Annotated in this window: 14 protein-coding genes; 4 read left to right on the top strand and 10 right to left on the bottom strand. The window is 69.1% G+C overall.

Annotated features, from left to right (window positions below):
- Positions 1-171 precede the first annotated feature (171 nt).
- Genes L978_RS07935 through L978_RS07920 form a run of 4 tightly spaced genes read right to left on the bottom strand, consistent with a single transcriptional unit; the run spans position 172 to position 4,660 of the window.
- The gene (locus L978_RS07935) at positions 172-1,092 is read right to left on the bottom strand and encodes a carbohydrate ABC transporter permease (protein WP_197055632.1); all 921 of its coding nucleotides are present in this window, start codon (positions 1,090-1,092) and stop codon (positions 172-174) included.
- Positions 1,089-2,054 carry a carbohydrate ABC transporter permease gene (locus L978_RS07930; RefSeq protein ID WP_047522105.1) on the bottom strand — a complete coding sequence of 322 codons (966 nt, stop codon included), beginning with the start codon at positions 2,052-2,054 and terminating at the stop codon, positions 1,089-1,091. Before L978_RS07930 ends, L978_RS07935 begins: the two co-directional genes overlap by 4 nt.
- A 3-nt stretch (positions 2,055-2,057) precedes the next feature.
- Entirely contained in the window at positions 2,058-3,368 is a 1,311-nt protein-coding gene (locus L978_RS07925) for an ABC transporter substrate-binding protein (RefSeq protein WP_047522103.1), read from the bottom strand.
- 56 nt (positions 3,369-3,424) lie between these two features.
- Complete coding sequence (locus tag L978_RS07920) at positions 3,425-4,660, bottom strand: aminotransferase class V-fold PLP-dependent enzyme (protein ID WP_047522101.1); 1,236 nt, start codon at positions 4,658-4,660, stop codon at positions 3,425-3,427.
- 166 nt (positions 4,661-4,826) lie between these two features.
- On the opposite strand from L978_RS07920, the gene L978_RS07915 reads away from it, so the two are divergent.
- On the top strand, positions 4,827-5,510 hold the full coding sequence (locus L978_RS07915; RefSeq protein WP_047522099.1) for a FadR/GntR family transcriptional regulator: 684 nt from the start codon (positions 4,827-4,829) through the stop codon (positions 5,508-5,510).
- Between the two features lie 109 nt (positions 5,511-5,619).
- Here L978_RS07915 and L978_RS07910 read toward each other — a convergent pair whose 3' ends face one another.
- On the bottom strand, positions 5,620-6,135 hold the full coding sequence (locus tag L978_RS07910; protein ID WP_047522097.1) for a glycine cleavage system protein R: 516 nt from the start codon (positions 6,133-6,135) through the stop codon (positions 5,620-5,622).
- A 109-nt stretch (positions 6,136-6,244) separates the two neighbouring features.
- On the opposite strand from L978_RS07910, the gene L978_RS07905 reads away from it, so the two are divergent.
- Positions 6,245-6,769 carry a J-domain-containing protein gene (locus L978_RS07905; protein ID WP_052193420.1) on the top strand — a complete coding sequence of 175 codons (525 nt, stop codon included), beginning with the start codon at positions 6,245-6,247 and terminating at the stop codon, positions 6,767-6,769.
- A gap of 4 nt (positions 6,770-6,773) precedes the next feature.
- Here the strand turns inward: L978_RS07905 and L978_RS07900 are convergent, their stop codons facing one another.
- From L978_RS07900 to L978_RS07885, 4 genes are read right to left on the bottom strand one after another with little or no spacing between them, the layout of a single operon-like run.
- Positions 6,774-7,832: a PLP-dependent cysteine synthase family protein gene (locus tag L978_RS07900; protein ID WP_047522095.1), complete on the bottom strand. Its 1,059-nt coding sequence runs from the start codon at positions 7,830-7,832 to the stop codon at positions 6,774-6,776.
- A gap of 22 nt (positions 7,833-7,854) precedes the next feature.
- Positions 7,855-8,667 carry a GntR family transcriptional regulator gene (locus L978_RS07895; protein ID WP_047522094.1) on the bottom strand — a complete coding sequence of 271 codons (813 nt, stop codon included), beginning with the start codon at positions 8,665-8,667 and terminating at the stop codon, positions 7,855-7,857.
- Positions 8,667-9,071: a D-ribose pyranase gene (gene rbsD, locus L978_RS07890; RefSeq protein ID WP_047522092.1), complete on the bottom strand. Its 405-nt coding sequence runs from the start codon at positions 9,069-9,071 to the stop codon at positions 8,667-8,669. The genes L978_RS07895 and rbsD overlap by 1 nt, the downstream gene beginning before the upstream one ends.
- A gap of 37 nt (positions 9,072-9,108) precedes the next feature.
- Positions 9,109-10,071, bottom strand: coding sequence for a ribokinase (locus L978_RS07885; protein WP_047522090.1), 963 nt, complete (start codon positions 10,069-10,071; stop codon positions 9,109-9,111).
- Positions 10,072-10,189: 118 nt separating this feature from the next.
- On the opposite strand from L978_RS07885, the gene L978_RS07880 reads away from it, so the two are divergent.
- Positions 10,190-10,852, top strand: coding sequence for a transaldolase family protein (locus L978_RS07880; protein ID WP_052193419.1), 663 nt, complete (start codon positions 10,190-10,192; stop codon positions 10,850-10,852).
- A gap of 19 nt (positions 10,853-10,871) precedes the next feature.
- Here L978_RS07880 and L978_RS07875 read toward each other — a convergent pair whose 3' ends face one another.
- Positions 10,872-11,549: a FadR/GntR family transcriptional regulator gene (locus L978_RS07875; protein ID WP_047522088.1), complete on the bottom strand. Its 678-nt coding sequence runs from the start codon at positions 11,547-11,549 to the stop codon at positions 10,872-10,874.
- Between the two features lie 47 nt (positions 11,550-11,596).
- On the opposite strand from L978_RS07875, the gene L978_RS07870 reads away from it, so the two are divergent.
- Positions 11,597-12,457, top strand: a complete 861-nt coding sequence (locus L978_RS07870; RefSeq protein ID WP_081996965.1) for an amidohydrolase family protein — start codon at positions 11,597-11,599, stop codon at positions 12,455-12,457.
- Positions 12,458-12,703 lie beyond the last annotated feature (246 nt).

Raw genomic sequence — 12,703 nt, 5'->3', positions numbered from 1 at the left:
CTCTGCCCGCCGAGGCCCCCTCTGAATCTTGCGAATCAGAGGGGGCCTCGGCGGTGGAAGGGGGTCTCGGCGAACGCGACGGACGCGACGAACGCGACGGACGCGACGGGCGCGGCGGACGCGACGGGCGCGACGAACGCGACGGACGCGACGGACGAGACGGGGCGGGGGTTACTCCTTCACGGCACCGGCTGTCAGGCCCTGCACGATCCAGCGGCTCGCGAGCGCGAACATCGCCATGGTCGGCAGGATCGTCAGCACGGCTGCGGCACTCATCGACCCCCAGTCGATGTTGAACGTCGAGATGAAGCCGTTCAACGCGGAGGGCACGGTGCGGTTCTCATCGGTGTTCATGAGCACGACCGACAGGAACAGCTCGTTCCAGCAGTTCACGAAGTTGAAGATGAACGCCGCGATGATGCCGGGCGTCATCACCGGGACGAGCACGCGGAACAGGGCTCCGAGGCGGGAGCATCCGTCGATCATGGCGGCCTCTTCGAGGGCATCGGGCACGTTCTCGAAGAAGCCCCTCAGCATGACCGTCGAGAACGGGATGCAGATCGCGATGTAGACGAGGATGAGTCCGGGCTTGGTGTCGACCAGCCCGAGGTCCGTCATCATCGAGTACAGCGGTCCCAGCGCGATGAAGGCCGGGATCATCTGCGTCAGCAGGAACGCGATCAGGATCGCGCCCTTGCCCCGGAACTCGAAGCGGGCGAGCACATAGGCGCTGAGCAGGGCGATGAGTGTCGCCACCGCACCGCCGACGACCGCGACCAGGGCCGAGTTGCCGAGGAACACCCCGAACGAGCTCTTCTCGAACAGACTCGTGAAGTTGTCGAGCGAAGGCTCGCTCGGCCAGTACTCGATCGGGAACCTGTTGATCGTCCCGGGCGACTTGAACGCGGTCAGCGCGATCCAGTACAGCGGGAACAGCGTGATCACGAGCCAGAGCGCGAGACCCACGACGCGGATGACGCCGCCGACCGTGACGCGCGGCTTCGGACGCGGGGCGGATGCCGGGTCGGGCACGGTGATGCGGCGGGTCTCGGTGACCGAGGAGCCCGTGCGGGAGGTGTCTGTCATGGTCATCGCTGCACTCTCCGCATCGCCATCAGGTAGAACGCGCAGAACACGAACAGGACGGCCATCACGATGAGGCCGATCGCGCTCGCGAAGCCGTAATTGCCCTGCTGGGTGTAGTTGATCATCCACGTCGTGATGATGTGCGTCTGGTTGGCGGGTCCGCCGTTGGTCATCGCGTAGATGATGTCGGGGAAGTTGAAGATCCAGATCACTCGCAGCAGGATCGTCAGCAGCAGCGTCATCGAGATGTACGGGATGATGATCGAGAAGAGCTGACGGACCTTGCCGGCGCCGTCGAGGCTCGCAGCCTCCAGCATCTCGTCGGGCACCGACTGCAGAGCGGCGAGGATCATGATCGCGAAGAACGTGACCCCGTACCAGACGTTGGCGACGATCACCGCGAACATCGCGAGCTTCGGATCCGCCAGCCAGGGGAGGGGGGCGTCGATCAGTCCTGCCTTCATGAGCAGGTCGTTGACCACACCGAACTCCGCGTTGAACATCCACCGGAACAGCATGCCGATCAGGAAGCCGGACACCGCCCAGGGGAAGAACACGAGCGCCTGGTAGACGCCGCGGAACCGGAACCGCTTGCGCAGGGCGAGCGCGATCAGGAATCCGATCACGAGCTGCGGCACGAGCGAGCCGACGACCCAGAGCACGGAGTTCCCTGCCACCGTCGGGAACGCGGGGTCACGGAACACCGCGAGGAAGTTGTCGAAGCCGACGAACGGCGTCGACGTGAGGTCCCACAGGTTCCAGTCGTGGAAGGCCATGCGCGCGCCCTGCAGCATCGGCCAGTAGGTGAACCAGCACACGAAGACGACCGCGGGGGCGAGGAACGCCAGCAGCGTCCATGCCTGGCGCCCTCGGAACGGACGACGTCGACGGGATGCCGGGGAGGCCCCGACGGCTGCCTGCTGCGAAGCAGTGCCGACGGAGCCTCCCTTCTGAGCGGTGCGGGCCACAGGTCAGCCCTTTTCCGCGGCGTACTTCTCGGTCCAGAACGCGTCCCACGAGGCCAGCAGGTCGCTGGTCGACATGTTGCCCAGCAGTACGTTCTGCACATCCTGGTCGGACTTCTGGATCCACTCGGTCCACCAGCTGACCCCGCGCGGCTGGCGCACGTTGACGTACGTCTCCGGGTCTTCCGTCATGGTGACGTAGCTGGTCCAGGGGCCCGACGAGTAGAAGTCGTCATCCGCTGCAGCCGTGATGATCGGCACCAGGCTGTTGGCCTGGGCGAACTCGGTGGCGGGCTCGGCCGACGAGAGGAACTCGACCAGCTTGACGGCCGCCTCCTTGTTCTCGCTGTTCTCGGCGACGCCCCACCCGGCCACGGCGAGCGGCTGCGCGGCCTTGCCGGAGGGGCCGACGAGCAGCGGAGCGGTGTCCCACTGGTCCTCGGTGAGGGAGGAGTCCTGCACGGTCGCGATGACCTCGGGGTCCTGCAGCAGGAACGCGGTGGTGCCGTTCGTGAATCCGGCGACCATCTCGGGGTAGCCCCACGAGACGGCGGAAGGCGGGGAGGCCTCCGTGAACAGGTCGAAGTAGTCGTCGACGGCATCCTGCGCCTCGGGTGCGGCGAAGATCGTCGAGCCGTCCTCCATCAGGAAGGCGTCCTCGGTGTCGAGCCCGTCGATCGTGTAGGCCTCGATGGCCGCGACGACGTTGCTGTTCGCGTTCTGGCCGCCGCGGAACGCGTAGCCGTAGATGTTGTTCGAGGGGTCCTGGATCGCGGACGCCTGCTCGAGCAGGTCCTTCCAGCTGTGCGGGGGTCCGTCGAAGCCCGCGTCCTTCACGAGGTCGGTGCGGTAGAACAGCGACAGCCCGTAGAAGCCGTACGGAACGAAGTAGCTCTTGCCGTCGGCGGCCACGGACGCGGACTGCGCGTTGTCGGTCAGGGCGTCCCAGCCGTCCCACTTCTCGAGGTCGGGGCCGAGGTCGTACAGCCAGCCGTTGTTCGCGAACGGTCCGACGGTGATGTCGCGCACCTCCAGCACGTCCACGCCCTTGCCGGACTGCAGCATCTGCTGGATCTTCGCGTCGGCCTGCTCGGTGGGAGGGGAGACCAGGTTGACCGTGATCTTCGGGTTGTCCTTCTCGAACTCGTCGAGGAGTCCGCGGATGAGCTCGGTGCGGGCCGGGTTGGTCAGGCTCTCGACCATCTGCAGGGTGACCGTGCCGTCGGCCGACGGGCCGGAGCTCGCGGAACAGCCGGTGAGAGCGAGGACGGCGACGGTGCCGAATCCCGCTGCTGTCGTCAAGATCTTGTTCTTCACGAAGTGCCTCTCGGTTGGGGTGGGTGGGTGTTGCGGTCGGGTGAACGGTGGGCGGATCAGGGCAGGACGAGGGAGTCGGCGCGGCGGATGCCCGCACGGCTCAGGATCTGCGGGACGCACCGCTCCACGAAGGCCTCGTAGTCGGAGGCCTCGTTGTAGAGGTGCGCGGAGAGTCGGAAGTAGCCGATACCGCGGAAGCTGGTGAAGGCCGTCTCGACGCCGACCTCATCGAGGAGGTCCATGCGCAGGGCGTCGGCCTCTTCCCGTGTCGCCCCCAGCCCGAGCGGAAGACGCACGAGTCGCATCGACGGCACAGGGGAGGGGAGCGGGGTGAGCGGGTCCTCGTCGCCGTAGGGGCGCAGGGCTTCCGCGATCAGCTCGGCGCCGGCATCCGCGATCTCCGTCATCGCTGCGCGTGCCGCAGCCCAACCGAACTCGTTCTCGATGAAGTCGATGGCGGTCGGGGTGGCCAGGTAGGTCGTGGCGTCGATCGTGCCCTGGGTGTCGAAGCGGGAGGGGTACGGTTCGCGCGCCGCCCACGAGTCGATGAGTGGCCACAGTTCGTCGCGGTCGGGGGCGGAGGTGACCAGCAGTGCGGAGCCGCGGGGCGCGCAGGGCCACTTGTGGAGGTTTCCGAACCACCAGTCGCCGCCCGCGACGGCAGCGGCGTCCGGGACGAGGCCGGGGGCGTGAGCGCCGTCGACGAGCGTGCGCACCCCGCGCTCGGCCGCCGCCTCGGCGATGCGCCGTGTGGGCAGCATCCGTGCGGTCGGCGACGTGATCTGGTCGACCACGATCAGACGGGTGCGGGGGGAGAGATGATCGGCGAAGAGCTGCACGATCTCGTCGTCGGAGGAGAGCAGCGGGAGGGCGACCGTGCGGACGCGGGCGCCGAACCGGCGGGCGAGGCGCTCGGCCCCCATGGTGATGGCGCCGTAGCCCTGGTCGGTGACGAGGATCTCGTCCCCGGCTTCCAACTGCAGCGCGTTGTAGACCACGGTGGCGGCGGCGGAGGCGTTGGGGACGAAGACGCTGTCCTCCGTCCGGGCACCCACGAAGGGCGCGGTGCGTTCGCGGGCATCCTGCACACGCTCCGCGATGCGGGGGAACCACTCGACCGGGCTGAGATCCGCGCGGCGGCGAAGAGCGTCCTGATGCGCGACGACGGCGGAGGGGACCGCGCCGAAGGATCCGTGGTTGAGGTGGATCACCGCCGGGTCGAGGGGCCAGGCGTCACGGGCGCGCACACCGGAGTTCAGCGTGAGCGGTGCGGGGAACAACGGTGCGGGCATCAGTCCTCATCGATGAGTGGGGCGAGTTGTTGCACAACTTTGCCACACGAGCGCGAAAACTGCCACGAAAACAGGAAGGATGAAACATAGTTGTCATACGAGTTCCCTGCGAAGGGGAGTTCCGCCAGACTTCACGAGGGGTGGGGGAGTGTCAGAGAGGATCACGATGAGCGCACTCGACACGGCGCTGCACGGGTTGCGGGCGCTGATCGCCGATGGTGCGCTGCGGCCGGGTGACCGGCTGCCGAGTGAAGGGGAACTGTGTGAACGGCTCGGTGTCTCCCGCGGGTCTCTCCGCGAGGCGATCCGGATGCTGGCCGCACTCGGTGTGCTCGACACCCGGCACGGATCGGGGAGCTATGTCAGCGAACTGCGCGCGGCCGACCTGATCGGCAGCCTGTCACTGACGGTCGGACTGCTGCCGATGGCGGGGGTGCTCGAACTCACCGAGCTGCGCCGGGTGCTCGAACCGCATGCCGCCGCGCTCGCCGCCGCCCGCATCGACGTAGAGACCGTGGAGTCCCTGGACCGCGTGCTCGACGAGATCGAGGCGACCACCGACTTCGAGGTGCAGTCGCGCCTCGACCATGAGTTCCACATGGCGATCTCCGGGGTGGCGGGGAACGAGGCGCTGACCAGTCTGATCGACGTGTTGCGTTCGCGTTCGCGGGCGTATCGCATCTCCGATCCCGAGGATGCAGCCGAGCTCAAGATCCACTCGGATGCCGGCCACCGCGCGATCCTGCGCGGCCTGGCGGCGGCGGATCCTGTCGCAGCGAGCGCCGCGGCCTCGGCGCACGTCGCGTACACGGAGTACTGGGTCCGGCGCTACTCCGGCCTCGAGGACTGAGTCTGCGCTCCGGCACCCCGTCTGCGCGCCGACACCCCCGCTGCGCGTCGAGACCCCCGCGGAGTGACGTGTGCTGGCGGGGGCGTCGGCGAGGTGCGGGGGTCTCGGGTCAGGTGACGGTGATGTCGACCTGGATCTCGGTGGCCAGGCGCTCGAGGTCGGCGCGCAGGGCGTCGAGGTCGACGGTGGCGGGGACCTTCGCGACCACCGAGGCTTCGAACAGACGGCCGCCCGCCATCGCGGCATCCCGGGTCTCGGTGGCCAGCTCCTCGATGCTCAGTGCGTGCGTGCTCAACACGGCCGAGATCTCTCGCACGATGCCGGGGCGGTCGTTGCCGAGCACCTGGATCTCGAGCAGCCGATCGTCTGCGGCGACGGTCTCCGGGGTGCCGGTGAGCACGTGCAGCGTCAGCAGCCCCTGACCCTGCAGGCCGCGCAGGGCGGAGGTCAGCTCGGCCTCCTTGTCGTCGGCGACCGAGAGCTCGATGACGCCGGCGAACGTGCCGGCGAGTTCGGCCAGCGAGCTGTTCTCCCAGTTTCCGCCGTACGCGTCCACGACATCGGCGACGGCGGCGACGAGGCCCGGACGGTCTGCACCCGCGACGGTGAGGATCAGAGTAGTCATGCGGCCAGCGTACGGGGGAGTCCGAGGATGGTCCGCGAACTTACCGAGTGCCCCCGTGATTCGGGTAGCCTCCACAGTGAATCGAGCACGCCATCGAAGGGGGCTGCTGATGCATGACGCCGAGGAAGACGAGGGTGACACCGCCGGTGCCGGGGGCCCGCCGCGATGGTCGACGACCGAGGAACGCTGGGCCGCGGTCGAGCTGAACATCCAGATGGCGATCCGTCGCGGCGAGTTCGACGATCTGCCCGGTGCGGGAAAGCCCATCGAGAATCTCGGCCGCACTCACGATCCCGACTGGTGGATCCGGCAGAAGATCGAGCGGGAGAACCTCACGGGTCTGGCGCCGCCGGTGTTCCAGCTGCGCACGGAGGACGCGAACCTTCGAGCTGTCCTCGACACCTACTCTCAGGAAGAAGACGTGCGTCGGCACGTGGAGGACTTCAACTCCCGCATCCGTGCGGCGCGGATGCAGTTGACGGGCGGGCCCCCGGTCGTCACGCCGCTCCGAGACGTGGATGCGGAGGTCGACGAGTGGCGCCGTCGGCGGCGGAAGCCCGATGGCGCGAACGCGCCGACGCCGTCGACTCCAGAGGCCCCTCGGCGGCGATGGTGGCGCCGCTCGTCGACCTGAACCGTCACTCCGCCCAGTCGCCGGTCTCCAGGAAGCCTTCCAGCCGTGCGCGGTGCGGGGCGAGGTCCCACCCCTGCTGCGCCACCCACTCGTCCGAATAGTAGGTGCCGGCGTAGCGGATGCCGCTGTCGCAGATCAGGGTCACGACGCTGCCGGCCTCACCCGCGGCGCGCATCCGGGCGATCAGCTGGAACGCGCCGTAGAGGTTCGTGCCGGTCGACCCGCCCGCCCAGTGCAGGGTGCGCTCGCGCAACAGGCGGATCGCGGCGATCGAGCCGGCATCAGGGACACGGATCATCTCGTCGATCACGGTGGGCACGAACGAGGGCTCGACCCGCGGGCGACCGATTCCCTCGATGCGGCTCGGACGGCCGGCGGGCGGATCCACGGTGCCGGCCCATCCGTCGTAGAAGGCCGAACCCTCGGGGTCCACGACCGCGACCTTGGTGTCATGCCGACGGTACTTCACGTAGCGTCCGAAGGTCGCGCTCGTGCCGCCGGTGCCTGCACCCGTGACGATCCACGTGGGGATCGGATGCCGCTCCTGGGCGAGCTGGCTGAACACGCTCTCGGCGATGTTGTTGTTGCCGCGCCAGTCGGTCGCGCGCTCGGCGAACGTGAACTGGTCGAGGTAGTGGCCGGTGCAGTCGGAGGCGAGGCGCTGCGCCTCGGAAGACATGTCCTCGGCGCGGTCGACGAAGTGGCAGGTGCCGCCGTAGAACTCGATGAGGTCGATCTTCTCCTGCACCGTCGAGCGCGGCACGACCGTGATGAACTTCAGCCCGAGCATCCGAGCGAAGTAGGCCTCGGAGACGGCGGTCGATCCGCTCGAGGACTCTACGAGCGTGGTGTCTTCGCGGATGCGTCCGTTGACCAGGCCGTAGAGGATGAGCGAGCGCGCGAGGCGGTGCTTGAGGGAGCCGGTGGGGTGCACGGACTCATCCTTGAGATACAGGTCGATGCCCCATTCGGGCGGCAGCGGGAAGAGGTGCAGATGCGTGTCGGCGCTGCGGTTGGCATCGGCTTCCAGCAGGGCGATCGCGGTGCTGGTCCAGTCGCTCATGCCCTCGACACTACCGGGCGACTCAGCCCACCGTCCCGGCGCGCGAGGCCCCGCCATCGCCGTCGACGTGCAGCAGGGAGGCCTGCGACTGCTCTTGCTGGAGCTGGAACTCGAAGCGCGACCGGTCACCGCGGTGATAGGCGACGAAGTACTCGATCGGTGCACCGTCGGCGCTGCGGCTGATGCTGCGCAGGCGCAGCAGGGCCGAGCCGGCGCTGACGCCCAGGAACTGCGCCTGTTCGTGCGTCGCCACCGTCGCCTCCGCCGAGCGCACGCCGTGCGTCGCGACGATGTCGTGTTCGGCGAGGAGCCGGTACAGCGACCCCTCGGTCAGGTCGGCGCCGAGCGTCACGGAGCCCGTGGCCTCCGGCATCCACGTCGTCGACAGCGACCACGGCTCGCCGTCGACGTGACGCAGGCGCTCCAAGACGACGACCGGGGAGTCGACGGGGAGCTCGAGCGCGAGCGCGACCTCCTCGTCGGCTGTCGTCCGTTCGTGTCGCAGGACGTCGCTGTGCACGTGTCCGCCGCGGCGCTCGACGTCGTCGTACAGGCCCACCAGCGTGTGCACGAGACTCTCGCTCGTGCGGGGCCGGGAGACGAACGTGCCCTTGCCCTTCACGCGCTCCACGAGCCCTTCGTGCTCCAGCTGGGCGAGCGCTTGGCGGACGACGGTGCGCGAGATGCCGTACCGCTCGCAGAGGCGGTGCTCTCCCGGCAGCGGGTCGCCGGGCTGCAGGCCGTCGCGGGCGATGCCGTCGATGATCAGCTGGCGCAGCTGGTCATACATGGGGGCGGCGGAGTGGCGGTCGATCGCGTCGTCGACGGTGACCATCAGTACGCCACCCCTGCGTGCAGGATCACGTTGGCGTAGGGGGTGAACTCCCCGGAGCGCACGAACGCGCGAGCGCCCTGGCTGAGCTTCTTGAACTCGACGTGGGGGATGAGCTCGATCTCGAACCCCATGCCGGCGAATCGCTCCCGCAGTGCGGCCAGCACCTCCGGGCTCTTCTCGGCGACCTCGGCCGAGACCGTCGCCCCCTCGACCACCATCTCGGCGAGCACGGTGTCGAGCACATCGAGGAACTCCGGAGCGCCCGGGCGGTACGCCAGGTCGATGCGCTCGGAGCCGGGAGGGATGGGCAGCCCGGCGTCGGTGACCACGACGAGGTCCGTGTGCCCGGTCTCGCTGATCACGCGGGAGAGTGCGGGATTGATGGTGGTGGCCGTCTTACGCATGTGTGTCCTCGGTTCTCCGCAGGTCCGGTACAGGAAGTCAGTTCGCGACGGGCGCGGCCAGGCGTGCGGTCAGGAACGCGTCGACCTCGGTGCGGTGCGGAAGGCTGGGCGACGCGCCCTGCTTCGTGACCGTCAGCGCGCCGGCGGCCGTGGCCAGGCGCACGGCGTCCGCCAGGGTGCTGCCGTTGGCGAGCGCGGCACCGAGGTACCCCGCGTACGCGTCTCCCGCCGCGGTCGTGTCGACCGCCTCCACCGGGAACGGCGGGATCACGGACGCGCCTTCCGCGGTGATGACGCACGATCCCTGGCCCGCGAGGGTGATCACCGCCGCGCCGACTCCCTGCGCGAGGAACCAGCGTCCGGCGCGTTCGGCTGACGCGGCATCCGTCACCTCGATGCCGCTGATCAGCGTCGCCTCGGTCTCGTTGGGGGTGACGATGTCGATGCTCCGCCAGATCTCGGCGTCCAGCTCGGCGGCCGGGGCCGGATCGAGGATGACGGTCATGCCGAGTTCGCGTCCCCGCGCGGTGATGTGCGCGGTGAGCGCGGAGGGGGTCTCGAGCTGGGTGAGCAGCACCGAGGTCGTGGGGGCGAGAGCCGTGAGGGCCTCGTCGATCTGCGGGGCGCTGAGGGCGGCGTTGGCGAGCGGCACCATCACGATGTCGTTCTGCGCGGAGGAGTCGACACGGATGTGCGCGATGCCGGTGGGGCCGGGAACCGTGCGCAGATGCGTGAGGTCGACCCCGGCCGCGGTGAGCCCGTCGACCACGAGGTCATGGAACAGGTCGTCTCCGACACAGCCGACGAAGCTCGTGCGCGCCCCCGAGCGTCCGGCCGCGACGGCCTGGTTCGCTCCCTTGCCACCCAGCATGAGGGTGAACTCGTCTCCCAGGATCGTCTCGCCCCGTGCGGGCAGGCGCCCGGAGAACGTGGTGACGTCGGCCGTGACGCTGCCGACGATGACGACACCGGAGCGGTCTTCGGAGTGTGCGGGGGTCATCTTGCTCCTGATCTTCCTCGACGGCAGGTGTAGCCGACGCTTTGACAGATCGCGGTGGCTGTCATTACATTAGCCGAATCCGTACCTGTAACGACAGGTTGTCCGCGAGGAGACCCCGATGACCCCGATCGCGCCACGCCTGTACGTCGACAGCGCCGATGTCGACCGCGTCTCCCGGCTGCTCGCCACGGGCGTGGTGCACGGCGTGACCACGAACCCGACCATCCTGGAACGGGGAGGCCGCACCGCCGCCGAGATCCCCGAGCTCTACGCCCGCTGGGAGTCGGAGGGGGCGAAGGAGATCTTCTTCCAGACCTGGGGCGGCGACACCGCGTCCTTCCTCCGCAACGCCGAGGGTATCCGCGCGCTGGGGGACCGGGTCGCCGTGAAGGTGCCCGCGACGTCTGCGGGGTTCGCCGCGGCATCCGCGCTCGTGCGTGACGGTGCGACCGTTCTGGTGACCGCCGTGTATTCGGTCGCGCAGGCGCTCGCGTGCGCGTCGACCGGGGTGCAGTACATCGCTCCGTACCTCGGACGGATGCGCGATGCCGGGCTCGACGGCGATGCGACGATCGCGCGGATGCAGGAGGTGTGCGCGGGCAGCGACTCGAACGTGCTCGCCGCGTCGCTGCGCTCTCCGGATGACATCACGGGCTTGCGCCTGGCCGGCGTCCCGTACTTCACTGCCGCCCCCGACGTGCTCGACCGCGTGCTCTTCCATGAGGTGAGCGACAGCTCCGCGGCGGAGTTCGACGCCGCGATGGTGCGCCTGGGGGCATGAGCGGCGCCCGCCGCCGCTGTCAGCTCGCCGCGGCCTGACGCAGCCAGCGCTCGACGCCTGCGATGTGCGCGGTGGCCAGCGAGGTCGCGAGAGCCGAGTCGTGCTGGGCGATCGCATCGGCGATGGCCCGGTGCTCCGACAGGGTTCGCTCGACGGCGCCACCCTCGGTGAGGCCTCGCCACACGCGCGCGCGCACGGTCTGGCTGCTCAGGTGCTCGATGAGGCTCGCGAGGTAGGCATTGCCGGACATCGCGACGATCTCCCGATGGAACCGGATGTCGTGATCGACGAGGGCCTCGATCGTGACCGCCGCATCGACCGAATCGACCTCGGCCTGCAGCTCGGAGATCTTCTCGTCGGTGCCCAGGGTCGCCGCGAGTCCGGTCGCCTGCGACTCCAGCATCCGGCGCACCGCGAAGATCTCGAGCATCGAGTCGTCATCGTGCATGTCGACGACGAACGAGATGGCCTCCAGCAGCAGGTGGGGTTCGAGGCTCGTGACGTAGGTGCCGTCCCCCCGACGCACATCGAGGACGCGGATGACCTCGAGCGCCTTGACCGCTTCGCGCATGGAGTTGCGGGAGAGTCCCAGCCGCTCGGAGAGCTCTTTCTCGGGGGGAAGCCGGTCGCCGGGGGAGAGCTCGCCCGCCACGATCATCGCCTTGATCTTCTCGATCGCCTCGTCGGTGACTGCCATGAGCGTCATCCTAGCGATTGATCGGATGTCTCCGGCAGGATGGAGGCATGCGCGTTCTCGATTCACATCTGCACCTCTGGGATCCCGAGGTTCTGACCTATACCTGGCTCGAAGGCCCTCTCGTCGGAAGGTTCGGGGGCGGCGAGCTCGAGCGAGCGCGGATCGAGGATGCCTCCGAGGAGACGGCCGTGTTCGTGCAGGCCGGGGCGCGGGAGGACGAGTCCCTCGACGAGGTGCGCTGGGTCGCAGGCCAGGCGGGGGAGCTCGGGGTGGTCGGGATCGTGGCGGGCGTGCGACTGGACGGCGGCACGGACACGACCGTGCACCTGGAGGAACTATCGTCCGAGCCTCTCGTGGTCGGCGTGCGACACCTCCTGCAGGATGAGCCCGACGGCACCGCCCTGTCCACCGCGTTCGTGACGGGCGCGCGCGAGGTCGCCGCCAGGGGCTGGACCTTCGATGCGTGCGTGCGGCACTCGCAGCTCCCGGATGTGGCACGCCTGGCCGGAGCGATCCCGGAACTGCGGATCGTGCTCGACCACCTCGGCAAGCCCGCGGTCGGAACGGCATCGGCTCCGCTCGCGCCGCCGTCGGAGTGGGAGCGGGATCTGGCCGAACTCGCCCGGCATCCCCTCACCTTCTGCAAGATCTCCGGTCTGCCCGCCGAGGCCGGCGGCGAGTGGAGCGCTGAGCAGCTGATCCCGTTCCTGGACGTGGCGGCCGACCTGTTCGGGCTGGAGCGGATGATGTGGGGAAGCGACTGGCCGGTCTCCGCCGTCAGCGGCGCGGGTTACGGATCATCGTCGCGTGTGCGTTGGTTCGACACGGTCGCCGCGTGGGCGCACTCGCGCGGCCTCGACCAGACCGCCCTCTTCCACGACAGCGCCGCCGCCTTCTACTCCCTCTGACCCCGCCCCGTCCCGCCCCGTCCCGCCCCCCGCGCGTCGCCGTCCCGTCGCGGGTGCAATATGTCACCTGCCACACGCGTACGCGGTCCCTTTTCGATCCCGCACCGGCGATGCCGCCGCGCGCGGGGCGGGTGCACGACGCGCGCAGGGCGGGTGCGGGATCGAGATCGCACCTCCGTGGGCGTGTTCAGGTGCGTTTTTGATCCCGCGTCCGGGGCCCAAGGCACGGGGGGGGACGAGGGGGGG

Origin of the sequence: Microbacterium sp. ZOR0019 (genome assembly GCF_000800925.1) — a bacterium.
Classification (GTDB): Bacteria; Actinomycetota; Actinomycetes; order Actinomycetales; family Microbacteriaceae; genus Microbacterium; species Microbacterium aurugineum.
This window is presented reverse-complemented; position numbering and strand designations above follow the sequence as displayed.